A 23,157-nucleotide genomic window follows, 5' to 3' on the forward strand; every position below is an offset into this window, starting at 1 on the left:
ATGAAGCGCAGTCAGGTGATTCTGGACGATGACAATGATCGGCGCTTGCGGGAATTGGCGTCACGCGAGGGTAAGAGCATCTCCGAGATCGTGCGCCAAATCCTGGATGAATACTTTGCCGAGCGGGAACGTAAGGCACGTGAAAAAGCGCTTGAGGTGTTGCGTGCCCTGGATCAAATCCGCGAGCAGACTGCCCGCTGCGGTGTTTACGAAGGCGATCCGGTCAACGAAGCCCGTGATGAGCGGGATGCCGAGATCGAGGACGTATGGCGGCAGTGGTCATAGATGCTAACCTTGCCATAGGGCTGGTGCGGCAAATGCCTTTTTCGGACGCTTTTCGCCGTCTGCTGGCACGGTGGATCGTTGACGGGGTAGAGGTTGCCGCACCGGGATTGTGGGATTACGAGGTGGCAACGGCCATGCGCAAACTTTGGCAACAGCAAGCCCTCAGTCGCGAGCAAGCCTTTGCCGGTTTGGAGCAGATCATGGCGTTGCCCATCGTGCGCTATCCCGCGGAACGCAAGTTGCTCCTTTCTGCCCTGCGCTGGGCGGAGCGGCTGGGGCAGAGCAAGGCGTATGACGCGCAGTACGTGGCACTGGCCGAGAGTCTGAACGCCGACCTGTGGAGTGCCGATGAGCGCTTAGTCAATGCCCTCAGGGCGCAGGGAGCAACCTGGGCGCACTGGATCGGGGAGGTGTGAGATGTCGGTGGTGACAGCCAAAGGACTGAAAAAAGCCGCCAGCAATCTCTTCTGGCTGCCCTTTCGGGCCGCCTTGGTGTTTTTCGAGTGGCTGACCAAAATCCTGGTCGCGGCGGTGCTGGTGGGTCTGGTGGGTGTGCTGGCGCTGGGTGCGTATTTTTATTTCGTCAAATCCAACCAGCCCATGCAGATTGACCCGCGCTATGCCCGCAGTCTGCCGCCCGAAGGCTTGACCTTCCGCGAACTGTGGCAGGATCGGTTTGCGGGGTGGACGAAGTTGGAGGAGCAGAACTACCAATCGGGGAAATGGAAACTCAGGTATGCTTGCCGACTTGGAGTGCTCTATTGGTTTGTGCCCTATCAGATTGTTGCACCGACTCTGCGTATTTACTATGCACGTTTTAGACCAGGCACACCAATGGCGGAGATTGCTGTCCATGGTTTCAAGGGAATGATTGCCCCTGACAATCTGAACTTGATAGATGCGCTGTGGTGGCAATTCGAAAACGAGACTTGGTATTACTGGGTTGAAGATCCGCTCTGTGATCTCCCACCGCCCAAGCGTCCGGCGCAGGCCTCACCCTGACCTAACAGCGGCCTAACAATTTTGCAAGGTGGCTTGACAGGCGAATCGCGACTTGATTAAACTCATACGCGAGCGGGGCAGGTGGCCCCCGGGCGAAAGCCCAAAGCGTGAGAGCGCTGTTGGCATTTAACCGGCTCTCCCAAGCGGGAGAGCCGATTTTGTTTAACCGGAGGTGTCGCGTGGAGATCAAACTCTCAACCCTGGGCAAAATCCTCGGCGTTTTGGCGGTGATCGTCCTCGTCCTCGGCGGCGGCTGGTGGGGCGTGCGCACGTTCCTGACGCTGCCCACACCCACGCCCACACCCACGCCGATCCCGGACGGACGGGAGACGGCGGTGGCCGCCCTGACCGCCTTCCTGTCCATGGACGTGAGCGAGGGACAGGACGCCTGGGTGGCGCGGCTGTGCGACCTGGCGGGCGGCGAGGACACCAACGGCTGCGCCTATGCCCACCTCATGGCCGAGGTGTATTGGCCGAACGTCCTGCGGGACAAGAAGCGCCTGGGCTATGAGGCGCAGGAAGCCGTCCTGGTGCGCGACTTCGGGGATGGGCGGCAGGTGTGGAAGGTGAGCGGGACGGCCAAAGACCTGAACACGGGCGAGACCAAACCCGGCGAGTTTCACGTAGCCGTGGTGCGCGAGGGCGACGCCTGGCGCTTTGACCACGTGCTTCTGCCGCAGGAAGTCGAGGCGTTGGAGGCGAACCCATGAGAAAGGCGCTGTTTGTTTTGATCCTGATGGTTGTGCTGTGCGTTGGGCTGGTCAAGCCGGCCCAAGCCGGTTGGGGCGATTTCTTTGACGAGAACGGCAATCTAAAGCCCGGCGTGGTGGACTTGGGCGTCCAGAAGGTACCGGTGGACTGGATGCCCGATCTGCCGTTTGTGGACGGGACGGCCACGTATCACATGTATGCCCTGCCGAACGGGGAGACCGTGCTGATGCCGAGCGCCACCACGCTGTTTTTCATGGCGGTCAATCCCTATGAGTCGGGCTTGTTGGATGCGTCCAGCCGCTTGTCGCTGATGGAAGGCGACAAGTTAGTCGTCTTGGGCGGTATGGCGGGCGGACACATTACGCCGGCGGAGTTTATCGGCACGATTTTTCGCGGTTTGGGACTGGAGAAATACTTCACCACGGAGATCGCCGATGCCATTCTGAAGGGCGACAAAAGCGCTATCGGATCGGTGTTAGCGGGTGGCGATGCCTTTCGCATTTTCCAAATCCTCTGGAACGCGATGAAGAACGACAAAGCGCTCTATCTGACGTTCCTGCTCTACGGCAACTGCGCCAATTCCCCGGTGGGCTGTCCGCCGGAGTTGCTGGCGCTGACGCGTCCCACGCCGCAGCCGCCGGGCAGTCCGTCCTGTGCGGCGCCCACGGTTACCCGCGGCGCGATCAGCGCCAAAGCCGCGCTGGTAGCGCCGGCCAAGGTGCTGGTGGTGGGACAAGACCCGGAGAAGCGCGGCGCGGACTTGCGCTTTGAACTGACGATTGGGCCGACCATTGTGACCTACGAGGAACTCGAACAGACGGGCACAGAGCAATACTGCGACCTCAAAGGCTACACCACCCGCAACTGCCCGAAGGGACACCTCAAAGAGCGCCCGATCTACGAGTGCGTGCAGCACACGCTCTCATACTGCGAACCGCCGACCTGGGTGATGGCGGAGGCGACCCTGCGGCAGTCCTCGCGGGACTGGATTTTGGGCGACTTGCAGTGGTATTACCCCGGCGCCTACCTGCACAAACCCGACTGGTCATGGCGCGGCGGGAGCGGCGGGTGCGATGGCTCGAACACCTACCGCTGGACGCTGAATGTCCAGAAGGCGCAGATCGAGGATCCGGGCTGGTATGACCTGAAAGTGCGCGGGGCAACGGCGGGAACGCCGGTGACCGGCGGGCGTTCGTTTGTCGAGACCGGCGGCGCGTTCGATGCCTGGCTGATGATGACCACGGTGATCCGATGAGCGAGAGCGAGAGCGAAGTCCTGCACATTCCACACGTTGGGCGCTGGCTGGCGGTATGTCAGTCCTGCTGGGCGCTGGTACCGGTGGGCGTGATGCTCCCGGACGTCTGCCCGCAGTGCGGCGGGAGCGGTGCGCACCTCTACGTCCTGCCGGAGGGCCTGCGGGATGACCTCATGAACCGCCTGCGCGAACGGGAGGGATCGGCATGAACGTCCTGGATGCGCTGCTTCTGCCGTTCGTGTGGGTGCTCAACGGGTTTTTAGCGGTGGTGTATGTGGCGGTGGAGCACCTGGCGGTGGTGGCGCTGGTGCCGCTTTTGGCGCTGCTCTACGGGCAGATGGGAGCGCTGGCGTCCGCGCAGGCGCAGCGCCTGCGGGCGGTGCTGGTGGGTGCGGGTGTGCTGGCGCTGATGGCGGCGCTTCTTGCGCCTCAGCCTGTGCCCTACCTCACGGCGGCGCTGGCCGGGGTGGGGGTGGTGGCGGTGCGCCTGGAGCGCTACCGCCCGGACGAGACGGCCTGGGAGGTGATCCAGAATCTGATCCTGTATGCGCTGGTGGGACTGGGCGCGCGGGTCTTGACCTGGGTGCTGGAACACCAGGCCGATGGGCTGTTTGCGGGCGGGGTGAACTACCTGGCGGTGCTGGTGGGGTTTGCGCTGTGGGGGATGCCGGTGGCGCAGGGAGCGCTTCTGCTCAAGAACCTGCTGGCGCATGCCCCCACGGGCGGCGATCCGCGCACGATCCTGACGCGTGCGCGGGAGCGGAGGTTGTGAGATGCGCATTCTGGACAACGGGCTGACCACGGTGAACGGACACTTTCACGCCGCCTGGTGCGAGGTGGAGGATCAAGGGCGGCGCTACTACCGCGCGGCGGTGCTGCGGGAGTTGGCGGTGCTGACGGATGACCCGCAGAGCCGGGTGCGGGGAAGCGAGGACGGGATTCTGGGCAAGATGTGGGGAGCGGTGAGCGGGCTGTATAACGCCGGGGTGAACCTGGTGTATGCTGCCTGCGGGATTTACCGCCCGGAACATATCGGCGTGGTGCAGTTATACGGCGCGGCGGCCACGGCGGAGACCAAGGCGCAGGCGATAGCGCGGGCGGAGCGGGACTTTGCGGCGGTGGCGGCGACCCTGGCCGGGTTTGCACAGTCGAAGCTAGAACCGCCGGCGCTGGACGTGGTGCGCTGGTATGTGGAGTTTCTCTCGGCGGCGCGCAAACCGCTGTTGCTGTTGGGTCATCCCGACCCGCGGGTGAAGCGGCGGGCGCACGGGCGGGACGGGGCGCTGCCGGAAGAGGCCGATGACCTTTCGGCGGAGCAGAACGAGATATTGTTCCGCGGTTTGGCGAAACTGCGGGAGAACTTTGTCTTCCAGGTGGTGAGCGACCACGTGCCGCGGGGGGAACTGGTGCGGTACCTGGAAGACATGGCGCGGCTGGCGAGCAATTTCGCCTCGCGCCGGCGGGGGAGCAAGAGCGTGGGCTTGTCGGTGAGTTTGCCGGTGTTCAACGCCCTGGCGCACGGGTATTCGGGCGGGGGCGGGCAGGCGGTAACGCGGGCGCACGGGACGGCGGACGGCGTAACGCAGGGCTGGGGCGAATCCGAGACGCACTCACGCGCGCATTCGGTAACGAACGGCACGTCCGTGAGCGATGGCGTAACCGAGGTGCAGAGCGCGGCGCAAACCCTGTCGCGGGCGCATACCGAGAGCGCGGCGCAGACGATCAGCTACGCGGTGAGCGACGGCACGAGCACGACCAGGTCGAGCGGCGGGAGCACGACCGAAAGTTTCGGCCACGGCGTCAATCAATCCCTGACGCAGGGCGGATCGGCGGGGCTGGATTTCTCCGCCGGGATCGGGATCATCAACGCCGGGGCGAAGTTCGGCGCAAACCGCGCCATGACCACGGGCGAGAGCACGAATTGGGGCGTGGCTAACACCAGCAGTTGGGGTGTCGCCAATTCCGTCAGCCACGTTGAGACCCACGGCGAGGCGACCACGCACGGCCAGGCCGACACCACCGGCGAGGCGACCACCAGCGGGACGAGCGTAGCCCACAGCCGCGTGGTGACGAGCATGCACGCCGAGACCGAGAGCACGGGCTACGCGCGCAGTCAGTCGCAGTCCTGGGGACGCGGGCATACCGAGAGCGAGGTGCAGGGTAGCGGGCGGAGCGTGATGGGCGGCGAGACGCTGGGCGCGGGGCTGACCCTGGGGGTAGCGCCGGGGATCAGCGTCAACCGCACCTACCAGGTGGAGGACGACCTGGCGGATCGGCTGACGGAGGTGATGCGCGGATTTGAGGGCCTGCTCAACGCCGCGAGCCACGGCGGGGGCTTCATCACCAGCGCCTACCTGATCACGGAGAGCGAACCGGGCGCGCAGGCCGCGGCGGCGCTGGTGAGCGAGGCGTTCTACGGCGAAGCCACGCCGACGCCGGTGATGACGGTGGTACCAGCGGAGGACGAGCAAGAGGCGGTGATGGAGGCGGCGCGGGCGCTGGTGCCGTATGCCCAACCCGCGGGCGACCCTGCCGATCCCTTTGACGGATGGCTGTTCTGGAAGGGGGCGACTTTGCTTCCGGCCGACAAGGTGGCGGGGTATGTCGCGCCGGCGGTCATGCGCGAGGGGACGCTGAAGGTGATCGCGCCGATCCCGGAGGGGATGGGCTTCTACCCGCAGATGCCGGGCGAGGCAGTGCTGGGGCACCAATACAGCCCGGAGACGGGCGACCTGACCACGGCCCCGGTGCGGCTGGACAAGCCGCGGCTGATGCACACGCTCTTTGCGGGCGATACCGGGTGGGGCAAGAGCGTGGGAACGATGCGGATGGTGTATGAGATGGCGGTGAAGTGGGGGATGCGGGTGGTGGTGCTGGACTTTGGCTTTGCCTGGCGCATGCTGCTCAACGCGCCGGGGCTGGAAGGGCGGGTGGACATCCGCCAGTTGCGCCCGGACGGGGTGCGGCCACTGCGCTGGAATCCCTTGCAGATCGGGCGCTACATCAACCCGGAGACGCAGCTCAAGGCGTTCGTGGACATATTCGGCGCGGTGGCGCAGTTAGGGCAGAAGCAACAACAGCACCGGTTGCTGGACGCCCTGCGGCAGGTGTATGTCAAGGCGGGGGTGATGGTGGACGATCCCGAAGTGCGCGCCTCGCCGCAGTGGGGGCGCGTCACGGCGCTGGAAGCGCACGCCTTGGGCTTGGCGGCGGACACGCCATTGGGCAATTTGAGCGCGGACGAGAGGCAGAGGTTAGCGGTGCACCGCAGCCGCGCGGTAGGTCTGGACGATCTGTATCGGGAGATCGAGCGGCAGTATGAAGCGCTGCCGCCGCGCGACCAGGTGGGGCGGAGCGTGCTGGAAGGTATCTTGTGGCGCTTGAAGAGCCTGGTGCGCGGCGCGCCGGCGGCGCAGTTTGCCGCCGGGCCGGATGCCGAGGTGGTGGAAGACCTGGGGCGTCCCAACGGCGTGGTGGTGCTGGAAGGCGGGAAGTTCCTGGACAACTTTGCCAAGGCGTGGCTGTTGGGCTGGGCGGGGTGGCTGATCTACTCGGACATGGTGGCGCGGCGGGAGCGGCAGATCAACCGCGGCGAAGCGGATTTGTTCATGGTGTTCGAAGAGGCGAACATCATCTTCACCGGGCTGGACGGCGGCGATCCCGAAGCACGGCTGGGGCCGAGCGTGAGCGAGCAGTATGCCAACATGTTCAGGGACTCGCGCAAATACGGGGCGTATTTCGGCGTGGTGACGCAGAGTCCCTCACTCATTCCGGCGGGCATTATTTCATCCTGCAACAACCTGATGGTGGGGTTTTTGAAGACGCCGAAGGACAAAGACCTGGTGATCTCGGCGCTGGCGCGGAGCGAAAAGGGCTTTGTGGACGAACCCTGGCGGCGGTTTCTGGACGACCAGCCGATTGGGATGGTGATCGGGCGCTTCCCGTATGTGCACAAGCGCGAGTTGCAGTTGCCGTTTCTGTTCCGTCCGCTGATGCTGGACGTGCCGGAGCCGAGCGATGAGGAAATCGAAGCCAAACTGGGGAGGATCACGCTGTGAAACGCAGGACGATCCGCGATGAGAGCAAGACGATCCCACTGCGAGAGTGGGAAGTGGGTGAGCCGGCGAGCTTGACCTGGGCGTTCCTGGGCGGCGTGCTGGTGATCACCCTGCTGGTGGTGGCATTGTCGTTCCTGGGAGGCGGCGGATGAAAGGGCTGGGTGTGGGCGTGGTGGTGTTTGGGCTGGTGATGCTGGTCATCCTGGCCGGGTGGCTGGTGGGCGGCCTGCAAGCGGCGCAGGCCACGCCGACGCCGTGGGCGCAGCCGACCCTGGCGGCGGCCACCGCGACCGCGACGGCTGAACCGGGCTGGTGGGCGACTCTGCCCACGCCGCTGGTGCTACCGACCTTGACGCCGACCTTGACCCCCAAGATCACTCCAACCCCAACGAACGGAGGGCGCAAGTGAACGACCCGGAGACCCTGGTGCACGCGTTGAACCATGCCCTGGCGCAAGCGCAGCCGCGCTATGTGCTGGTGATCGTAACCGAGCGTCAGGGCGATCAGGCGCAGGTGGTGTATGCCGAATGGCGCGAATATGCCGAGGCGCTGGCGCTGTATGACGGCGCGCGGCGCTTGGCGGAGAAAACTAACCTTGCTCACGGAGAGGACAAGGCATGATCAAGAAAGTGCTTCCGTATCTACTGGCCGTATTGGTGTTTTTCGTGGCGCTGGCGCTTTTGCGCCCGGCCCCGCAAACGCAGGTGGTGGTGGCCGCCGCCGACCTGCCCGCCGGCCACACGCTGGCGGAGGGCGACCTAGCGCTCAAGCCAATGCCGCAAGACCTGCTCCCGACCGAGGGCGTCTTGACGGACGTGGCGCAGGCCGTGGGTCAGACCCTGCGGGTGGAGCGCACGGCGGGCGATGTGATCTTGCAGTCGCACCTGGGCGGCGAGGCGGTCAACCTGGCTTCGGACGAGCGGGCGGTGGCGGTGGAGGTGAACGACAGCGCCGGCCTGGCGGGCTTGCTCAAGCCCGGCGACCGCGTGGGCGTGACGGCGATCCTGACCGCGGGCGACCTCACCACGCAGGGCGTGTTCAGCAAGGCGGTGGTGGAAAACCTGCGCGTGCTCTACATCCAGCCCTCGTTTGTGGCCGAAGAGCCGGGATCAAGCGCCGCGGTGGTAACGCCCGACCCGCTGACGGGGATCGCCTTGCAGCGTCAGCGCGAGAAGCAGGGCGTGGTGATCCTGGCCGTGCCGGTGAAGGCGCAGGCGGTGGTGTATGACTTCCCGTCCGTGGGCAGTCCGGCCACGGCGGCGGTGCGCCTGGTGAACGCCGTGGAACTGCTCACGGCGCTGGATCAGGCGGATAACGTGAAGTTGTCCCTGTATCTCATGCCCAAAGACCCACAACCGATGACATCCAGCGGTTTGTGGTTGCCCGATCTCGTGGTGCGGGACGTGACGCCGACGCCGACACCCACACCCATTGGCATGGTGGGAGGTGGGCGATGATGTGGGGCAGTCCTCAACCACAGGGCAACCAGGATGCGGTAACCCTGCTTTTGGCCGGTCCCCCGGCGCGGCTGACGGCCTGGTCGCAGGCGTTCCAGATGGACAGCCGTTTCCGGGTGGTGACGCTGGCGACCGACCCGCAGGACTTGCAGGCGAAACTGTCGTATAACCCGGAGGCGATCCTGCTGGACGCGGCGATCTTCAGCGGGCCGGAGCCGCTGGTGCAGTTCCTGACCCGCGTGCAGGGCGCGGCGTATATCGTGCTTCCGCCGGGGGTGCCCGACGAGGTAGCGCGACCGATCCGCGAGTTGACCAGCGTCAAGGGCGTGTATATCGGGGACGTGAACCTGCCCGATCTCACGGCGCGGATGCTCGGCGACATCCAGGCGCTGCGCCTGCAAGCGCCGGCGGCGGTGGGACGCCCGGCCTGGGCGCAGAGCCAAACGGCCATCGGCGGACTGCGGGTGGTGGCGGTGTGGAGCCGTCAGGGTGGGAGCGGTAAGAGCACCCTGGCGGCGGCGTTGGCGCTGGACGCAGCCCAGCGCGGCTACAAGACCTTGCTGGTGGGTCTCTCCACACCCGACATCAGTTTGCCCACCTTCCTGAACCTGAAAACCACGCCCAACCTGTCGCTGTGGCTCTCCCGTCCGACCTTTGCGGACGGCATTCAGCCGGCGGTGCAGTCAGTTGGCAACCTGGACGTGCTGGTGGGCTTGCAGGATAGTTTGCGCGAGAAAGACCTGCTCTTGCGGCCCGAAGAGCAGGCGAGCGTGAACAACCTGGCGATTGCCGCGACCTACGGCGGCTACGCCGTGATCGTGTTCGATGCGCCGGTGAGCGGGTGCTACCCGGCGGCGATCAGCGCGAGCAACACGCTGGTCTTGGTGGCAACGCCCACGGTGGACGGCGCGGTGCTGACGGCCGAAGCCTACCGCGTGGTGTTCCAGAAACTTGCCGGCCAACATCGGGTGGGCGCAAGCAATGTGTTCATCGCCCTCAACCGCAGTCGAAGCGGGCTACTCGGCATGAACGAGTGGCACGAGGCGGCGCGGACGTTTGCGCAGTCGGTGGGCGTGCAGGGCTTCCCGCCGGTGGCGGCGGTGATCCCGGAGGTGCCCGAGGTGGCGCTGGCGGCCAACGCCGGGCGGAGCGTGCTGACGGCGGGCGAGGCGTTTGCGCGCCCGGTGCACAAACTGGGCGACATGCTCTTTGGGCAGGGTGTGGGCAGCGCCGACGGGTTCAAATCCGCCGAGGGCAGCGTGCTCAAACTCGGCCCGATCCGCATTCGCAAAGGGTAGCCTATGGCGTGGGACTTCTTTGAGCAGGCGGCGCTGTCCGCCGAAGAGCAGGAACAGATCGTGAGCGATGCCGCCGAACGGCTGGCGAATTCGCTGTCCTTCCGCCAAATGGTGGACATGGACGGGCTGGCGGCGCGGGCATTGGGCGCGGTGGGCGAGGTGCTGGCGCAGCGGCGGCTGGACGTAGCCCGCGACCAGATGCTGGCGCTGGCCGAGCGGGTCACGGGACGTGTCAACGGCCTGGGCGTGCTCTTGCCATTACTGCGCCGGGATGACCTTTCGGAGATCACGATCACGCCGGAAGGGCGGGTGTTTGTGCTCAAGAAGGGCGCGGTGAACTTCACGCCGGTGGACGGGATGAACCTGGATGCGCAGGGCTGTCAGCGCATGGTAGAAGCACTCCTGCGTCCCACCGGACGCGGGATCAGCGAGGCGATGCCGACCGTGAGCGCCAAACTGCCGCGGATTGAATCGCTCCCTGGGCTGAAGGGCGGGGCGCGTGTTCACATCCTGCACCCGGCGATTGTGCCCTCGCGGGCGGGCATGTATTCGATCAACATCCGCCTGTTTGAACCCGCGCCGGTGAAACCGGAGAAACTCATCGAGTGGCAGATGGCACCGGAGAACGTCATCGCCGACCTGCTCGCGGCAGTGAGCCGTGGTGTGCGTCTGCTGGTGATCGGTGGAACCGCCAGCGGCAAGACCACGTTCCTCTCGGCCATGTGCACGGCGATCCCGAAGGACGCGCGGGTGGTGAAGATCGAAGACCCGGAGGAAATCTGGATGGATCATCCGCACGTGGTAACGATTGAGGCGCGCAAAGCGCCGCTGGGGTCAACCAGCGTGCAGGACTACACCCTGCGCCACGGGGTAGATGACGCCATGCGCATGTCGCCGAAGTGGCTGATCGTGGGCGAGGTGCGCACGGGGGACGCGGCGGCGGCGCTCTTCCGGGCGCAGATGAGCGATCACCCTGGTTTGAGCACTTTCCACGCCGAGGGGCCGGACGCGGCGGTGAAGCGCATGGCGCTGATCATGGGCGTGGATGCCAAGATTGACCGCATGAACGCCAAAGAGTTGTTCGCCGCGGGCGTGGAGGTGGTGGCGCAGGTGGGCGTGCCCAAGAGCGGCGACAAGCGCCGCCTGATCGGGGTGTGGGAAGTCCAGCCCGACCTCAAAGGCGGAGACGTGGTCTTTGAACGGCTCTACGCCTACGGCGAAAGCAACATGAAGACGATCAGTCGGAGGTGAGGATGGAACTGACGGGCGTGCTGAACCAGGTCTTACCGCTAGTAGGCGCGGGAGCGCTGGGCTACGTGGGCTACCGCCTGGGCTTGACCCTAGCCAATGCCCGCGTGGGTGCGTCCAGGCGCGTGGCGGAACTGGCCGGGCTGGACGCGGCCAAAGCCGCCACCGGCGAGGGCGTGGAATTCGGTTCGGAGGCGCACAAAGTGCGATTGGCGTTCCAGCGCCTGGGGTTGAACGTGGCCGGGTGGGAAGGCGCAGCGGTCACCCTGGCGCGGGTGGTGAGCGCCGTGGTCATCTTCCTGCTCTTGCGTATCCTCGGCATGCCGCCGCTGACGGCGGTGCTGGGGCTTGTGGCCGGCCCGATCCTGGTCAGCGGCTTTCTCACGGACGCCTGGAACAACGTGCAGAAGGACATCGAGCGGGAGATACCGCTGTTTTTGAGCGGTCTCTCGTCCACGGTGCAGGTCACGCCCAACGTCCTGCAAGCGGTGGAGGATGAGGCGCAGGCGCTGCGCGCCGGCAGTCCCTTGCAGACGTGGCTTCTCAAAGTCTTTCTCCCGCGCTGTCAGCGCGAGGGCTTTGAGGCGTTAGAGGCGCTGACGCGGGAAGCGGCGGCCTTGTCCTCGTCCCTGGGGATCGTGGTCTTCCTGATTGGGCGCATGTGGCAGACCGGCGGGGCGGAGTGGCGCAAGGCGTTCGAGACCGCCGCGGGCAACCTGGAAGGGGTGCTGGATGCGCGGGTGCTGGGACAGAGCATCGGCACCACGGCCAAGGGCAGCGTGAAACTGATTGCGGTGATCACGCTGGGGATCATTGTCATGATCGTGCGCACGCCGGCGCTGGCTAAGGTGGTGCAGCAGCCGGTGGTGCAGATCGCCTACGCGGCGATTGTGATCGCCATGGTGTTCGGCTTGCAGTTCATGAACAAACTGATTGACGAGGCATTCTGACATGGATGCGTATCAGATCCGGCAGATTGGGGCACTGATCTTTGCGCTGGTGGTGGCATTCCTGACCTATCGCCTGGCGCGCACGATTCGCATTGAGCGCGGCGCGGCGGCGCGGGTGAGCGGGATGATCGCCGGCGAGGAAAAGTCGCTTTTCGACCGCTACGGCGAAGCGTATATCAAGGCGCGTCCGGTGAGCCTGGCGGACAACCTGCGCCTGGCGCAGTTAGCAGGGCGCTACGTGGGCTGGACGGTGGGCGGGATCCTTGCCCGCAGTCTGGTTTACGGCGGTGTAGCGCTGGCCTACCTGCTTCTCACCCGTCCCGGTTTGGTCTTTTGGCTACTCGTGCCCTTGGCGGCGTATTACCCGCTCATGCGCGTCAACGGCGCGGCGGATGACGCGCGGCGGATGATCCAGCGCTCGCTACCCGAGGCGGCTACGGTGCTGGCCTCGGAGATGGCGGCAGGCGCAAGCCCGGAGCAGGCGCTGGTGCGGGCGGCGCAGATACCGGGGCCGCTGGGCACGATCCTGAGCCATGCGGTAGCCGAAACGCGCCGTTCGGCGCGTCCTGCCTTCAGCCGCGGGACGGCGGAGGGCGTGGTGCTGGACGTGCTCTCGCAATACAACCTGCCCTCGCTCACCCGTTTTGCCTTGCAGTTAGATCGCGTAGCAGGTAAGGGCGTGGAAGCGCCGCGGGTGATCGGCGAGGTGGCGCGGGGCTTTGCGCGGGAGTATCGGGCGCAGGTGCAGCAGGCGGCGGCAAGTTTGGACAACCAGTTGCTTGCGCCGATGACGCTGTTTTTCTTCTTCCCGTTCCTGGTAGCCATGCTTCTGCCGCTGATGCTGGCGCTGTTCGGAGCCTTTCAGTAGTGCAAAGGGGAGGATGCGATGAATCGGATTGAACGGACGGGTAGAAACGCAGAACGTATCGAGGAATTACGCCGCCTGTCGCCGCTGGGGTTCTGCCCGAACTGCCACATGGTGATGGGGATCGAAGAAGCGTTTGTGAGTAATTCTCATCTCCGCTGTGGTAATTGCGGCAACGTAGAGAATATTCGCCGCGTGACGCCCGAAGAGGCCTACGTCATCCTGGATACCGACCTGCTGGCCATGTTTTCGACCAGCCTTAAGATCCAGGAGATCGGGGAACCGCCTTACATGTGGGAGTAGCCGATGATGGGACGCTGGCGCGTGGGTGATGTGATCGGTGCGGTAGTCTTTGGGCTTTTGGCGGGGGCGCGCCTGCGGCAGGCGCTGGCCGGTGAGGCGGCGCTGGTGGTGCTGGTGGCGCAGGCCGGGCTGGCGGCGTTCCTGATGCTGGCTCGGCGTCCCGAAAAGAGCACGGCGTCCCTCTCACAGCGGCTAACCGCCTGGGGCGCGGTGCTACTGCCTTTTGGTCTGCAGATCGCGGACGTGCCGCCGGCGGCGCTGTGGCTGTCCGTCCTGGGCGTGGCGTTCTCGGTGTGGGGACTTTTGAGCCTGGGGCGGAGTTTCGGCATTGCGCCGGCGGATCGCGGGCTGGTGACCCGCGGAGCCTACCGGATCGTGCGTCATCCCATGTATCTGGGCGAGATGGCGTCTTACCTTGCGCTGGGACTGGCGCGGGTAAGCCTGTGGAACGTCCTCTTGCTGGCGCTGATCCTGGCGCTGTTTGTGGTGCGGATACGCTGGGAAGAGGCGCTGATCGCGGGCTACGAGACCTACCGATCACAGGTGCGCTGGCGTCTTTTGCCCGGCGTGTGGTGAGGGAGGTGGTGTGTGATTCAGTTGTGCGTCATGTTTTTTGGGGCTTACGGGGCCGAAAATGCGCAGTTGTGCGTCAAAAACGGGGTGTTTATGACGCACAAGAGTAGTTGTGCGTCATGTTTGGGAGGGCAAAAATGACCGCTTTCGCCGCCTTCGTTCAGGGCATTCTTCTGATCCTCGGCGGCTTGACCCTCATTGACTTGGCCCACCGGTGTCCCGTGTGGGCTTATCAGCGTGCCCGGAAACGACAAAAAACGCGTAGGAGGTAGCCGTATGATGGCGTTCATGATCGGCCCGTGTGGCGAGGAATTACCGCTGGCCGCTGGAATACTGGTGATCTTGCTTGCCTTGACCCAACTCCCGCTGCCCACGATCTGGAAGATTGTGATTGTCATCCTGCTGACCGTGATCGCCGCGGTTGGCATTGTCATCTCGACCAGACCTGATCGGGATAAATCATGAACCTGCGGCTTTTTCGTCTGCTCTTATCCCTGCTTCTTGCGCTGATCCTGATCCTGGTCTGGCCGGGCGGTGTGCGTTCGGCAGCGCCGCTTCCGCCCGGGCGCACGCTCAGCGTGGACGGGCACAACAACGGCTACATTGACTGGGCGGGGCCGGTCAGCGTTCAGAGCCACTACCATGCGGACGCGATCTGTCCCACGGGATGCACGGAGACGGTGACCCGCCTGGAGCCGGGCGGGGTGGTCAGCGGCGCGCTTGCACCTTATCCCATTGCCATGTTCCGCGTGGGTGTGTCGCAGTCCTACGATCCCGGCGTAGGGATCGCCACGCTCACGGCGTGCACGGCCACGGCCAGCATGGATTTGTTCCTGCCCGGCGGCGGTGGTTCGGACGGGTATATCAACATCTATCTGCCCGTGCCCGCCGGGTGCACCACCTGGACGCTCACGGCCAGCCGCGGCTACGTTTACTTTCGCCATGTGGACGTGACCTATGCGCCGACCCCCACGCCGGCAGCACCGACCCCGACGTTCACCTTCACACCGGTTCCACCCACGCCCACGTTTACGCCGACCTTCACACCCACGTTCACGGCAACCTACACACCGACCTTCACGCCTACGTTCACGGCAACTTTCACGCCCACGTTTACGCCGACGTACACACCTACGTTTACCCCAACCCCCACGGACACCCCGACCCCAACGCCAACCGATACCCCTACGCCAACACCGACCGACACGCCGACACCAACGCCTACGGACACCCCGACGCCGACCCCCACGGACACCCCCACGCCAACGCCGACCGATACACCCACGCCCACAGCGACCTTCACGGCCACGCCAACAGATACGCCGACACCCACGGCGACTTTCACGGCTACCCCGACTGCCACGGCAACGGCGACCTTTACGGCTACGCCGACTGCCGCGGCAACGGCGACCTTCACACCGACTGCTATGGCCACGGCGGTGGTTGCGCCGCCCGCGCCGCTGAGGCGTGCAGTGACCACGGCCACAACCTCGGCCACTCCAACGGCAACCGCTACGGATACCTCAACGCCGACCTCAACGGCTACGAGGGTTGCGGTCACACCAACACCCGTCCAGCCCACGCCCACGTTTTCACCCACGCCCACACCGGTCAGGGTGCAGGTGCAGCAGATCGTGCGCTCGGCGCGCTTGTTCTGGCAGTTCCTGACCCTGCTGGGCCTGGCGCTGGCGCTGGGCGTAGCGGCGGTGCGGGATCAGCGTCCGAAGATCATCCGCCGCCTGGCACGGCGGTTTGACGAGATCATTCGTTTGGAGAAGGAGGACAGATGATTGACGTTTTGGGCATTGCGACACTGGCCGCGGTCTTGCTGTTGGGCGCAATCCTGACCCTGTATAACTCGCGCCAAGCCTCTGCCCTGCGCGAAATGGAGCAGGTGCTTTCGGATTGGTATCTCATGCAGGTGGCCGAACGGCGCGAGAGGAAGCGACAGGCGATCCACGTGGATGACCCGCTGGCCTGGCTGAGCCAACAGGCCGGGGTCAAGGTGGTCTCTGCCGAGCGGCGGCTGGATCAACCGCCGGCGGCGGCGTTCCTGACCGAGAGCGCCGTGCGCCTGGTGGTCTCGCCGCTCCCGCCGGAGCGCCTCAAAGCGGCCTTGAAGCCGCTGGAAGCCAAAAACGGCAAGGTGGCTCATCTGGTGGATCCGCTTTTGGGTCGGAACATGCGGCGGGTCGAGGTGATCGAGCGCTCGATCCTGAACGCGGGCGAGTGGTTTGACGTGGAAGCCGGGCAGGCGCTCCAAGGGCTGGATTTGCCCTGGGGTGAACCCAAGCGCCTGTATTTCTACCGGGTACCACTGGTGGAGAAGAAGGCATGATCCTACCCGGGCTGATCGTCCTGTGGCTGGTGGGGTGCGCCTGGTCAGACCTGCGTCGCCGGCAGGTCGGCAACCCCCTCACCCTGCCCGTCCTGGGCGCGGCGCTGGTGGCCGCGGTTGTGCAGGGCGGTGAGGCGCTCTTGCGCCTGGGACTGGTCGGTCTGGTGCTGGGCGTGCTGTGGCAGAAAGGAGGGATGGGCGGCGCAGATGTCAAAATCCTGCTGGCGCTGGCGGGCTTGTGGCCGGCGGGCCTGCTGGGGGCGCTCGCGGCTCTGCTGATCGCCGGCCTGGTGCGGATGCTCCGCCGTCAGGGACGGGTGCGCTACGCGGCGGTACCCGCCATGGCGGTGGGCAGTTTGCTGACCCTTTCAATCCAAATTCTGGTTCAAGGAGGTTTTTAGCCATGTTCAAGTTCTTGCGCGATACCGAAGGTTCCAACATGGGTGAGTATGTCGTGATCGGCGCGCTGGTGCTCTTGGTGGCGCTGGTGGGCTTTCAAGCCCTGGGTGTGAACATCCTGGGCACGGTGCTCAAAGTGGCCGGTTCGATCTAGGGAGGTGGGTATGCGCTTTGCCCGGCGTGAACGCGGGAATGCGATGGCCGAGACCGCGGTGGTGCTGCCGGTGGTGCTGGTGCTCACCTTTGCCCTGGTCAACTTTGCCATTGCCGGGTATGCGTCCGTGGCGGCGGCGAACGCCGCCAACTACGGCGCGCGGGCCGGCTCGGTGGCGCAGCAGGGGGCGGCAGGGGTGGCGGCCTCTGCCGCCAACGCCGCGCTGGCCAAGACGATGATCGGGGAGTATGCGGTGGCCGCCTACGGCGGCGGGCGTCCCGGCGCGCAGGTCGTGGTGGTGGTCAACTGGCGTGCGCCCAACTTCATCGGCTCGATGCTGTCGCTACTCGGCGGCGGTGGGAACGTGGAGTTCAAGGGACAGGCGCGGAGCACCTTCCGACAGGAGGGCTGGTGATGACGCACAGGCGACTGGAACGCGGTCAGGTCTTGCCGTATGTGGCGGTGTTCCTGGCGCTGGTGGTGGTGCCGCTGGCGGTTTTGGCGGTGGACGTGGTGCGGGCGCTGTATGTGCGCACACACCTGCAAACCGCCACCGATGCCGCCTGTGAAGCCGCGGCGCAGGCGATTGACGCCGCGGCGTTCCGTAGCAGTGGCGCGGAGCGGATCAACCTGGGCTTGGGAGCCGGCTACGCCCAACGCGAGTTTGCCGCCACGGTGGCCGACCAGGGCATTGTCGGCTACGGCCCGGCGCTGACGGCGATCTGGCTTCAGTCGCCCACGGTGGTGGCGTGCCGTGCTACGGCTTCGGTGCACCTGCTCATCCCGGCCTCGCCGGTGGCGCTGAACGTCAGCGCCGTGTCGGTGTCGGAGATGCGGGTGCGGCGGCGCTAGGACTGGCCGATGGCGCGCGGGTCGGTCAGGCGCACCGGCGCACGGAGACCGCCCCAATCCGAGCGAAAGGAGGTCTCCCCGCCATGCGCAGCGCCGTAGCCACCCTGTGGCTCTACCTGATCCAGGTCGGAGCCGCCCTGGTGGTGGGCAACCTGCTGGCGAAGCGGTTGGCGCTGTCCCTGAACTTGCTTCTGTGGCAGTTGAACCGCTTCTTCTAGGCCGCGGGCACGGCGGCGGTGGCACTGGCTACCTGCCGCCGCCCACCCACGGGTGACGCGAAAGGAGGCTCATGGAGATCGAGGTTGACCTGAACGGACTGAAAATATCCAATCTGGCAGTCATAGCGCTGGTGGTAGTGCTGGTGATCCTGGGTATGGTGGGCTACCGGGTCACGCCGGAGGGCAACCGCATCCTGACCTGGGAGGACTGGCAGGTGCAGAAGGCGCACCTGGCATACCGCCGCGAGGTCGGCGTGTTGCAGAGCGCGCTTGACCGCCTGGCGCAGGTGATGAACCGCACGCCGGATCCTCTGCGGGCGCAGATGACGGCGGATCGCGTCCTGCGCGATCTGGACGAGGTGCGCCTGGCGGTGCTGGAGCCGGCCAAGGGTGCGGTGAGCGAGGCGGCGCTGGCGGTGCGCGCCTGGGCGCTGGGCGGCGAACGGGACGCGGCGGTGCAGGCCGTTGCCCGCGCCGTGGAGGTTGTTCAGCAGGTCGCGGAGGAGGTGAAGTGAGCGAGGTCTATCGCGAGCGAGCGCTTGCCGATCTCATTGCCGCCGAGCGCGACCTGCGGGAGAGCGCCGAGCGCCTGGCGCGGGACTACCGCGCGCTGGTGCTGGAACTGGCGCAGCGCCTGGCCGGTGAGGCGCTGGAAGCGCGGCGGCGGGAAGACCCTTCTGTGCCGCAGGGCTGGACGCCGGCGGAGTGGCGGGCGTTTTTCCTGACTGCTCTGCCCGGTACCGGCCAAAGCGGTTGGACAGCGTCCAACAACGGCCACCATGCGGCGCTGGAACGCAAGATCGAGCAGTTGGAGAAAGAGGTGGCGGGACTGCGCGAACGGCTGAACCAGGCGCAGATGGCGCTGACCAGGGTCGAGCGCGAGCGGGATCATGCCCAACGGGAAGCCGAGCGCTGGAAGGCCAAGGCAGAAGAGAAGCCCAAGGCGCAAGGCTCCGAGACGGCGGTGCAGCGCCGCCTGCCCACGCTGGATGACCTGCCCGACCTCTACCGAACGCTGGCGCGCGATTTGGAGCAGATGATCATCCCGCAAGCGCCTGGGCGTTTTGAGCAGGCGCTGCGGCCCGAAGACGGCATCCGCTACCGCCGCAAGGTGCTGATCTTGAAGGCGATCTCGGCCATGGGCTTGTGCGCGCGGTTGGAGATTGACCGCGTGATCAGCGTGGTGGAAGGGATTTCGCCGCGCACCAACTCCGTGCGCCGCCCGGCGGAGGAACTGGTGGAGAGCGGCCTCTTGATCGGGGATAGTTTGCGCATCGAGCATCCGATCACCACGGGGCTGGCGGTGTATCGGCTGAGCGAGGACGGCAGGGCGCTGTGCCGAGAGTGGGGTTGGGCGGTGGTGGAAAACGAATGGGAGCGGGTGCTGCGCCTGCACCAGGGCGAGGCGCAGGAAGCGCACACGGTGATGATCTTGGCGTTTGCGCTGCATGCGCGCCTGCGGGGGTGGAACGCGGTGGTCTTGCCGGAGGTCGAGGGCACGAACGCTGCGCCGGATGTGCTGGTGGAGCGGGGCGAGGAACGCTGGTATGTGGAGGTGGAGCGCGGCGATGGCAGCCGCAGGAAGTGGAAGAACCTGGCCGGGCTGAACGGCGGGCAGGTGGCGCTGTGTGCGGCGGACGGCATGGGACGGGCGCGGCTGGTGCGCGACTGCAAGGCGGAAGGGTTGAGCGGCGTGGCTACGGACTTGGAAGGCTTGATCTTTGAGGATGGTGCGCCGCGCGACCTGGTGGAGATCACGCCGTCCGAACCGCTGTGGATCGAGCGCTGGTAGCCTGGCCGGGGTGGTGAACGGGTGTTCACGATCCCGGTCAGGGGATCAGCCCGATCCTGATCCTCTGACGGCACCTTACCACGGCGTGGTGCAGCTCTCTGACCCGTTGGGTGGGCGCCGGCTGCCTTCACTCCGCAAGGGCGTGTGGGGGACATGCCTTTGCGGAGGGCAGCCGGCTAGGCTACCCGCCGAAACCCACTCACGAAAGGAGAGCCGCCATGAAACGAACGCTGATTGCGCTGATCGCCGGGGCACTGCTGTATGTCTTGTTTGGGGTTGACCTCGAAACGCTGTTCAACCTCAACGGGGACGCGGTGCTGTTGGGGGTGGCCGGGGCACTTGCCCTGGGCTTCCTCGGGTACCTCGTCTGGGCAGCGATCTACCTGGTGCGGGACTATCCGATTGATCGGCGCTTGAACGAGTATGTGCGCCGTGGCTAGGGCCGGCCAAAGCCCGCCTGTTACCCCCCGCAGGCGGGCTTTGCAATTTTGAAAGGTGGCTTGCGTGTTGGGCAAAACGCGCATACAATACGCATAGACGACCTACCCGGTTGTCGGAGTGATTGTGGCAACGCGTAGGCTGACCCGCCGAGGCTATCGGCGGGTTTTTGTATTTTGGCGGCTGTCGGTGAAAGCCGGCGGTGCGGTGCAAGTCCCACCGGTCGCAGTGAGAGCGTAGGCTGACCCGCCGAGGCTCTTGGAACCTTGACAGATGAGGCTGAAGCCACTGGGCGGACGCCGCGGATGGGTTCCCTTGTCCTCTCCGTGAGACAGGCCTACCCGGTCTGTCTCAATCCGCCACCCCGCAGAGTGCTTGAGGCGGTGCAAGTCCGCCGGGGTGATGTCCCGCAAGGGCAGAACTTTAACAACCGCATAGGCGGAAAGGGACGGGTACACCTCCTGGTCTCACGGTCTCCCTCTGCTGCTTACCGCTCGGTAGGCGGTAGAGCGAGACCGTGAGGCTCACCCTGCCGTACCAGGGCAATACACCCAATATTGCCCCGGGTACGGACGGGGCAAAAAGGAGGTTTACCATGTCTCAGTTTGATTTCTCTCAAATCCTGGAGGCGCTCTCTGAGCCGTTCCCCTCACACGAGGTGGAGTTCAAGCCAGGCGCGACCAACCGTGAGAAGACCAAAGCGCTTGCGCTGGCCTACGTAGACAGCAGGCCATATATCCAACGGCTAAACCTGGTGTGTCCTGACTGGCAGGACGAGTACCAGGTGATGATGCTGCCGGATCGGGTGGTGGTGCTGTGCCGCTTGACCATCGCCGGGGTGACCCGTACGGGAGACGGTGAGTGCCTGCTGAGCGGCGGCGAGGAAGGCGAGCGGACAGAGCCCAATGCGGTTACGACCGCATCGGCGCAGGCCTTTAAGCGCGCGTGCGTGAAGTTTGGCTTGGGAGCGTACTTGTATGCTCTGCCGCAGGTGTGGTGTGACTACGATGCCCAAAAGCGCAAGATCGTCAACCCGCCGCAACTGCCCGAATGGGCGCTGCCGCCTGCGGAACGTCTGGAGAAAGCCACCAGCCGCGCCATCGAGCGCGAGGTGGAGGAGCACGGTGCCCAGCCACCTGAACCTGAGCCTGCCGCAGAGGAACTGCCGGAGCCCGGGGCATACAAACTGCCCTTCGGCAAACATAGCGGACGCACTCTGGCGGAACTATGGCAGAGCAAGGACGGGCAAGGCTATGTGCGCTGGCTGGCTGCGATGGATGGCAAGGGCTTTCAGCCCCGTAATCCCACTGACCAACATGCTCAGCGCATGGCGCGCGCCTTCCTGACCTTGCAATCCGCCTATGCGGGCTAACCCCCTGCGGGAACAGAGCCGGACTACCCAGTCCGGCTCTTTCCTTTCCTGTCAAGAGCGCCCAGTTGCCGAAAAAGAGGGCTTACCCAGCCCTCTTTTCTTTTTTTGCGCAAAACTTGATTTTTTCCGAGATAACTGCTATGATAAAAGCGCTTCGACAGAGCATCCGTGAACTACGGAACACAAGAGAGGGCAGAAAAGCCCTCTCTTGTGTTTTTGCCGCAACGCGCCTTCACCGCGTTGCCTTCTCAGTCCCGCCGGTCTCCGCGGCGGGGCTGATTTGTCTTTGGGTATTAGTATAGCAAATTTTTTAACTTTCAGAGCCGTTTTGAGGTGGGAGAATCGCTCCTCGATACCAAAACTTACATCGTCGAGGAGGTAAATATGATTACAAACAAAACCCCCACTGTCAAAGAATTGGTTGACGTATTTTTGGAGTCACAAAAGGGTTTTATTTCAGATTCTACGCTGAGATGGTATGTCTTCTATCTGCGTCCCCTTGTGGCTCATCTTGGAGACAGAGAAACAAATTCTATAACTACAAGCGACCTTATCAATCTGTTTCATTTGATGAGAACAGATGATCGTGAGCCTTATACCCTTTTTAATTTTATTAGAGGATGGAAAAGGCTGTTTCGCTGGGCAGTTGATGAGGGATACATTGCTATGAATCCAGCAAAAAAATTGAGGCGTCCGCCTCTTCCCCAGAAATCCCCGGCAGGAATTCAAGCAGAGGATTTATCAAAAATGTTAGATGCGGCATCAAAAACAGGAACGCCGGAAAGGGATTTAGCGTTGGTTTTATTTGTAGCAGACACGGGTGTAAGATTAGGCGGTGTAGCCGGTCTCACCGTAGATCGCTTGGATATAAATAAGCGGCGTGCTATCGTGTTAGAAAAAGGGAGGGGAGGGCAAAAAGAGCGTGTGGTTTTCTTTTCTTCTCGCACTGCGATTGCCCTGGAGAACTGGTTAGAAAAGAGAGGGGAAACGGAAGATCAACGTGTCTTCTTGTTGAAGCCAAACGGAATTTACCAGTTGTTCAAACGATTGGCTCGCAAATCGGAAATAACTGGAAAATGGAACCCGCATTCTTTTCGTCACGCCTATGCCCGCAAATTGCTTAAGCAAGGTGTCAGTATCGGCGTGGTGAGTCATCTCATGGGACATTCCAATGTTCAGGTTACGATTGACTTCTACGGACGTTTTTCTCACGATGAACTTCAGGAAATCTACGATAAGATCATGAACTAACCGATTTTATCAAGCTGCCTCTTCCTTTACTGGAAGAGGCGGCCTTTTAAGCCATTGGTTCAGGGTTCGAGTCCCTGCACGCTCACAATTTTTCCCCGGCATAGGCCGGTTTTTTTTATTCTTACATGGAATGGGGGATTAGGGATGAGTGCACGCGGGGCTTTTACTGGCATAGGCTGAAATGCTTATAACCAATGGGGAGTTTTATCGCTTGAGCCTTGGTTCTCACCCGACTATATTAGGAAATGGTCAGAAATCATGAGTTCTCTAACCCCTTTTTTAATTTTGCATCTTCCTTACTCCCAGGTGCGTGCATGGGTAGCGGAGTGTTTAAGTGC

At 64.1% G+C, this 23,157-nt stretch carries 31 protein-coding genes; all 31 read left to right on the forward strand.

Annotated features, from left to right (window positions below; translation table 11 throughout):
- The 31 genes from SE15_RS03135 (at position 1) to SE15_RS03270 (ending at position 22,819) form a co-directional block, all read left to right on the forward strand.
- Positions 1 to 285: a type II toxin-antitoxin system VapB family antitoxin gene (locus SE15_RS03135; protein WP_054520641.1), complete on the forward strand. Its 285-nt coding sequence runs from the start codon at positions 1 to 3 to the stop codon at positions 283 to 285.
- On the forward strand, positions 267 to 701 hold the full coding sequence (locus SE15_RS03140; RefSeq protein ID WP_054520642.1) for a type II toxin-antitoxin system VapC family toxin: 435 nt from the start codon (positions 267 to 269) through the stop codon (positions 699 to 701). Before SE15_RS03135 ends, SE15_RS03140 begins: the two co-directional genes overlap by 19 nt.
- Position 702: 1 nt before the next feature.
- Complete coding sequence (locus SE15_RS03145) at positions 703 to 1,287, forward strand: hypothetical protein (protein WP_054520643.1); 585 nt, start codon at positions 703 to 705, stop codon at positions 1,285 to 1,287.
- 179 nt (positions 1,288 to 1,466) lie between these two features.
- Complete coding sequence (locus tag SE15_RS03150; protein WP_054520644.1) at positions 1,467 to 1,997, forward strand: hypothetical protein; 531 nt, start codon at positions 1,467 to 1,469, stop codon at positions 1,995 to 1,997.
- The gene (locus SE15_RS03155) at positions 1,994 to 3,253 is read left to right on the forward strand and encodes a hypothetical protein (protein WP_054520645.1); all 1,260 of its coding nucleotides are present in this window, start codon (positions 1,994 to 1,996) and stop codon (positions 3,251 to 3,253) included. Before SE15_RS03150 ends, SE15_RS03155 begins: the two co-directional genes overlap by 4 nt.
- Positions 3,250 to 3,462 carry a hypothetical protein gene (locus SE15_RS03160; protein ID WP_054520646.1) on the forward strand — a complete coding sequence of 71 codons (213 nt, stop codon included), beginning with the start codon at positions 3,250 to 3,252 and terminating at the stop codon, positions 3,460 to 3,462. Before SE15_RS03155 ends, SE15_RS03160 begins: the two co-directional genes overlap by 4 nt.
- Entirely contained in the window at positions 3,459 to 4,025 is a 567-nt protein-coding gene (locus SE15_RS03165) for a hypothetical protein (RefSeq protein ID WP_054520647.1), read from the forward strand. Before SE15_RS03160 ends, SE15_RS03165 begins: the two co-directional genes overlap by 4 nt.
- Position 4,026: 1 nt before the next feature.
- Positions 4,027 to 7,311: a serine-rich protein gene (locus SE15_RS03170; protein ID WP_054520648.1), complete on the forward strand. Its 3,285-nt coding sequence runs from the start codon at positions 4,027 to 4,029 to the stop codon at positions 7,309 to 7,311.
- Positions 7,308 to 7,463 (forward strand): hypothetical protein, encoded by a 156-nt coding sequence (locus tag SE15_RS14445; protein ID WP_160316651.1) that lies wholly within the window; start codon positions 7,308 to 7,310, stop codon positions 7,461 to 7,463. Before SE15_RS03170 ends, SE15_RS14445 begins: the two co-directional genes overlap by 4 nt.
- On the forward strand, positions 7,460 to 7,720 hold the full coding sequence (locus SE15_RS03175; RefSeq protein WP_054520649.1) for a hypothetical protein: 261 nt from the start codon (positions 7,460 to 7,462) through the stop codon (positions 7,718 to 7,720). Before SE15_RS14445 ends, SE15_RS03175 begins: the two co-directional genes overlap by 4 nt.
- Positions 7,721 to 7,737: 17 nt before the next feature.
- Positions 7,738 to 7,932 carry a hypothetical protein gene (locus tag SE15_RS03180; protein ID WP_152965514.1) on the forward strand — a complete coding sequence of 65 codons (195 nt, stop codon included), beginning with the start codon at positions 7,738 to 7,740 and terminating at the stop codon, positions 7,930 to 7,932.
- A complete protein-coding gene (cpaB, locus tag SE15_RS03185; protein WP_054520651.1) occupies positions 7,929 to 8,768 on the forward strand; it encodes a Flp pilus assembly protein CpaB in 840 nt (279 codons plus the stop codon). Before SE15_RS03180 ends, cpaB begins: the two co-directional genes overlap by 4 nt.
- The gene (locus SE15_RS03190) at positions 8,765 to 10,066 is read left to right on the forward strand and encodes a nucleotide-binding protein (RefSeq protein ID WP_054520652.1); all 1,302 of its coding nucleotides are present in this window, start codon (positions 8,765 to 8,767) and stop codon (positions 10,064 to 10,066) included. The genes cpaB and SE15_RS03190 overlap by 4 nt, the downstream gene beginning before the upstream one ends.
- Positions 10,067 to 10,069: 3 nt before the next feature.
- Positions 10,070 to 11,317 (forward strand): type II/IV secretion system ATPase subunit, encoded by a 1,248-nt coding sequence (locus tag SE15_RS03195; RefSeq protein WP_054520653.1) that lies wholly within the window; start codon positions 10,070 to 10,072, stop codon positions 11,315 to 11,317.
- A 2-nt stretch (positions 11,318 to 11,319) separates the two neighbouring features.
- Positions 11,320 to 12,264 carry a hypothetical protein gene (locus SE15_RS03200; RefSeq protein ID WP_054520654.1) on the forward strand — a complete coding sequence of 315 codons (945 nt, stop codon included), beginning with the start codon at positions 11,320 to 11,322 and terminating at the stop codon, positions 12,262 to 12,264.
- Position 12,265: 1 nt separating this feature from the next.
- Positions 12,266 to 13,132 carry a type II secretion system F family protein gene (locus SE15_RS03205; RefSeq protein WP_054520655.1) on the forward strand — a complete coding sequence of 289 codons (867 nt, stop codon included), beginning with the start codon at positions 12,266 to 12,268 and terminating at the stop codon, positions 13,130 to 13,132.
- An 18-nt stretch (positions 13,133 to 13,150) separates the two neighbouring features.
- Entirely contained in the window at positions 13,151 to 13,432 is a 282-nt protein-coding gene (locus tag SE15_RS03210) for a hypothetical protein (RefSeq protein WP_054520656.1), read from the forward strand.
- 3 nt (positions 13,433 to 13,435) lie between these two features.
- Positions 13,436 to 14,008 (forward strand): methyltransferase family protein, encoded by a 573-nt coding sequence (locus SE15_RS03215; protein WP_054520657.1) that lies wholly within the window; start codon positions 13,436 to 13,438, stop codon positions 14,006 to 14,008.
- A 273-nt stretch (positions 14,009 to 14,281) separates the two neighbouring features.
- Positions 14,282 to 14,470, forward strand: coding sequence for a hypothetical protein (locus SE15_RS03220; RefSeq protein ID WP_054520658.1), 189 nt, complete (start codon positions 14,282 to 14,284; stop codon positions 14,468 to 14,470).
- A complete protein-coding gene (locus SE15_RS14585) occupies positions 14,467 to 15,795 on the forward strand; it encodes a hypothetical protein (RefSeq protein ID WP_201778046.1) in 1,329 nt (442 codons plus the stop codon). Before SE15_RS03220 ends, SE15_RS14585 begins: the two co-directional genes overlap by 4 nt.
- Positions 15,792 to 16,343: a hypothetical protein gene (locus tag SE15_RS03230; RefSeq protein ID WP_054520659.1), complete on the forward strand. Its 552-nt coding sequence runs from the start codon at positions 15,792 to 15,794 to the stop codon at positions 16,341 to 16,343. Before SE15_RS14585 ends, SE15_RS03230 begins: the two co-directional genes overlap by 4 nt.
- Positions 16,340 to 16,744: a prepilin peptidase gene (locus SE15_RS03235; RefSeq protein ID WP_054520660.1), complete on the forward strand. Its 405-nt coding sequence runs from the start codon at positions 16,340 to 16,342 to the stop codon at positions 16,742 to 16,744. The genes SE15_RS03230 and SE15_RS03235 overlap by 4 nt, the downstream gene beginning before the upstream one ends.
- 2 nt (positions 16,745 to 16,746) lie before the next feature.
- Complete coding sequence (locus SE15_RS14450; RefSeq protein ID WP_160316652.1) at positions 16,747 to 16,896, forward strand: Flp family type IVb pilin; 150 nt, start codon at positions 16,747 to 16,749, stop codon at positions 16,894 to 16,896.
- Positions 16,897 to 16,906: 10 nt separating this feature from the next.
- On the forward strand, positions 16,907 to 17,311 hold the full coding sequence (locus SE15_RS03240) for a TadE/TadG family type IV pilus assembly protein (protein ID WP_054520661.1): 405 nt from the start codon (positions 16,907 to 16,909) through the stop codon (positions 17,309 to 17,311).
- The gene (locus tag SE15_RS03245; protein ID WP_054520662.1) at positions 17,311 to 17,748 is read left to right on the forward strand and encodes a pilus assembly protein TadG-related protein; all 438 of its coding nucleotides are present in this window, start codon (positions 17,311 to 17,313) and stop codon (positions 17,746 to 17,748) included. Before SE15_RS03240 ends, SE15_RS03245 begins: the two co-directional genes overlap by 1 nt.
- An 83-nt stretch (positions 17,749 to 17,831) precedes the next feature.
- Complete coding sequence (locus SE15_RS14780; protein ID WP_269082258.1) at positions 17,832 to 17,966, forward strand: hypothetical protein; 135 nt, start codon at positions 17,832 to 17,834, stop codon at positions 17,964 to 17,966.
- A gap of 71 nt (positions 17,967 to 18,037) precedes the next feature.
- Positions 18,038 to 18,481, forward strand: coding sequence for a hypothetical protein (locus tag SE15_RS03250; RefSeq protein WP_054520663.1), 444 nt, complete (start codon positions 18,038 to 18,040; stop codon positions 18,479 to 18,481).
- Complete coding sequence (locus SE15_RS03255) at positions 18,478 to 19,758, forward strand: hypothetical protein (RefSeq protein ID WP_054520664.1); 1,281 nt, start codon at positions 18,478 to 18,480, stop codon at positions 19,756 to 19,758. Before SE15_RS03250 ends, SE15_RS03255 begins: the two co-directional genes overlap by 4 nt.
- Positions 19,759 to 19,976: 218 nt before the next feature.
- On the forward strand, positions 19,977 to 20,198 hold the full coding sequence (locus SE15_RS03260) for a hypothetical protein (protein WP_054520665.1): 222 nt from the start codon (positions 19,977 to 19,979) through the stop codon (positions 20,196 to 20,198).
- 593 nt (positions 20,199 to 20,791) lie between these two features.
- Positions 20,792 to 21,568, forward strand: coding sequence for a Rad52/Rad22 family DNA repair protein (locus tag SE15_RS03265; RefSeq protein ID WP_054520666.1), 777 nt, complete (start codon positions 20,792 to 20,794; stop codon positions 21,566 to 21,568).
- A gap of 384 nt (positions 21,569 to 21,952) precedes the next feature.
- On the forward strand, positions 21,953 to 22,819 hold the full coding sequence (locus SE15_RS03270; RefSeq protein ID WP_054520667.1) for a tyrosine-type recombinase/integrase: 867 nt from the start codon (positions 21,953 to 21,955) through the stop codon (positions 22,817 to 22,819).
- Positions 22,820 to 23,157 lie beyond the last annotated feature (338 nt).

Source organism: Thermanaerothrix daxensis (assembly GCF_001306145.1).
GTDB classification, from domain to species: Bacteria; Chloroflexota; Anaerolineae; order Anaerolineales; family Anaerolineaceae; genus Thermanaerothrix; species Thermanaerothrix daxensis.

Excerpts from the sequence above, each read along its gene's own strand:
- SE15_RS03165 (WP_054520647.1), top strand. The coding sequence starts at position 3,459 with ATGAACGTCCTGGATGCGCTGCTTCTGCCGTTCGTGTGGGTGCTCAAC.
- cpaB (WP_054520651.1), top strand. The coding sequence starts at position 7,929 with ATGATCAAGAAAGTGCTTCCGTATCTACTGGCCGTATTGGTGTTTTTC.
- SE15_RS03230 (WP_054520659.1), top strand. The coding sequence starts at position 15,792 with ATGATTGACGTTTTGGGCATTGCGACACTGGCCGCGGTCTTGCTGTTG.
- SE15_RS03140 (WP_054520642.1), top strand. The coding sequence starts at position 267 with ATGGCGGCAGTGGTCATAGATGCTAACCTTGCCATAGGGCTGGTGCGG.
- SE15_RS03270 (WP_054520667.1), top strand. The coding sequence starts at position 21,953 with ATGATTACAAACAAAACCCCCACTGTCAAAGAATTGGTTGACGTATTT.
- SE15_RS03190 (WP_054520652.1), top strand. The coding sequence starts at position 8,765 with ATGATGTGGGGCAGTCCTCAACCACAGGGCAACCAGGATGCGGTAACC.
- SE15_RS03200 (WP_054520654.1), top strand. The coding sequence starts at position 11,320 with ATGGAACTGACGGGCGTGCTGAACCAGGTCTTACCGCTAGTAGGCGCG.
- SE15_RS03265 (WP_054520666.1), top strand. The coding sequence starts at position 20,792 with ATGTCTCAGTTTGATTTCTCTCAAATCCTGGAGGCGCTCTCTGAGCCG.
- SE15_RS03240 (WP_054520661.1), top strand. The coding sequence starts at position 16,907 with ATGCGCTTTGCCCGGCGTGAACGCGGGAATGCGATGGCCGAGACCGCG.
- SE15_RS14780 (WP_269082258.1), top strand. The coding sequence starts at position 17,832 with ATGCGCAGCGCCGTAGCCACCCTGTGGCTCTACCTGATCCAGGTCGGA.
- SE15_RS03170 (WP_054520648.1), top strand. The coding sequence starts at position 4,027 with ATGCGCATTCTGGACAACGGGCTGACCACGGTGAACGGACACTTTCAC.
- SE15_RS03215 (WP_054520657.1), top strand. The coding sequence starts at position 13,436 with ATGATGGGACGCTGGCGCGTGGGTGATGTGATCGGTGCGGTAGTCTTT.
- SE15_RS03260 (WP_054520665.1), top strand. The coding sequence starts at position 19,977 with ATGAAACGAACGCTGATTGCGCTGATCGCCGGGGCACTGCTGTATGTC.
- SE15_RS03155 (WP_054520645.1), top strand. The coding sequence starts at position 1,994 with ATGAGAAAGGCGCTGTTTGTTTTGATCCTGATGGTTGTGCTGTGCGTT.
- SE15_RS03220 (WP_054520658.1), top strand. The coding sequence starts at position 14,282 with ATGATGGCGTTCATGATCGGCCCGTGTGGCGAGGAATTACCGCTGGCC.
- SE15_RS03245 (WP_054520662.1), top strand. The coding sequence starts at position 17,311 with ATGACGCACAGGCGACTGGAACGCGGTCAGGTCTTGCCGTATGTGGCG.
- SE15_RS03250 (WP_054520663.1), top strand. The coding sequence starts at position 18,038 with ATGGAGATCGAGGTTGACCTGAACGGACTGAAAATATCCAATCTGGCA.
- SE15_RS03205 (WP_054520655.1), top strand. The coding sequence starts at position 12,266 with ATGGATGCGTATCAGATCCGGCAGATTGGGGCACTGATCTTTGCGCTG.
- SE15_RS14450 (WP_160316652.1), top strand. The coding sequence starts at position 16,747 with ATGTTCAAGTTCTTGCGCGATACCGAAGGTTCCAACATGGGTGAGTAT.
- SE15_RS03145 (WP_054520643.1), top strand. The coding sequence starts at position 703 with ATGTCGGTGGTGACAGCCAAAGGACTGAAAAAAGCCGCCAGCAATCTC.
- SE15_RS03135 (WP_054520641.1), top strand. The coding sequence starts at position 1 with ATGAAGCGCAGTCAGGTGATTCTGGACGATGACAATGATCGGCGCTTG.
- SE15_RS03160 (WP_054520646.1), top strand. The coding sequence starts at position 3,250 with ATGAGCGAGAGCGAGAGCGAAGTCCTGCACATTCCACACGTTGGGCGC.
- SE15_RS03175 (WP_054520649.1), top strand. The coding sequence starts at position 7,460 with ATGAAAGGGCTGGGTGTGGGCGTGGTGGTGTTTGGGCTGGTGATGCTG.
- SE15_RS14585 (WP_201778046.1), top strand. The coding sequence starts at position 14,467 with ATGAACCTGCGGCTTTTTCGTCTGCTCTTATCCCTGCTTCTTGCGCTG.
- SE15_RS03235 (WP_054520660.1), top strand. The coding sequence starts at position 16,340 with ATGATCCTACCCGGGCTGATCGTCCTGTGGCTGGTGGGGTGCGCCTGG.
- SE15_RS03210 (WP_054520656.1), top strand. The coding sequence starts at position 13,151 with ATGAATCGGATTGAACGGACGGGTAGAAACGCAGAACGTATCGAGGAA.
- SE15_RS03195 (WP_054520653.1), top strand. The coding sequence starts at position 10,070 with ATGGCGTGGGACTTCTTTGAGCAGGCGGCGCTGTCCGCCGAAGAGCAG.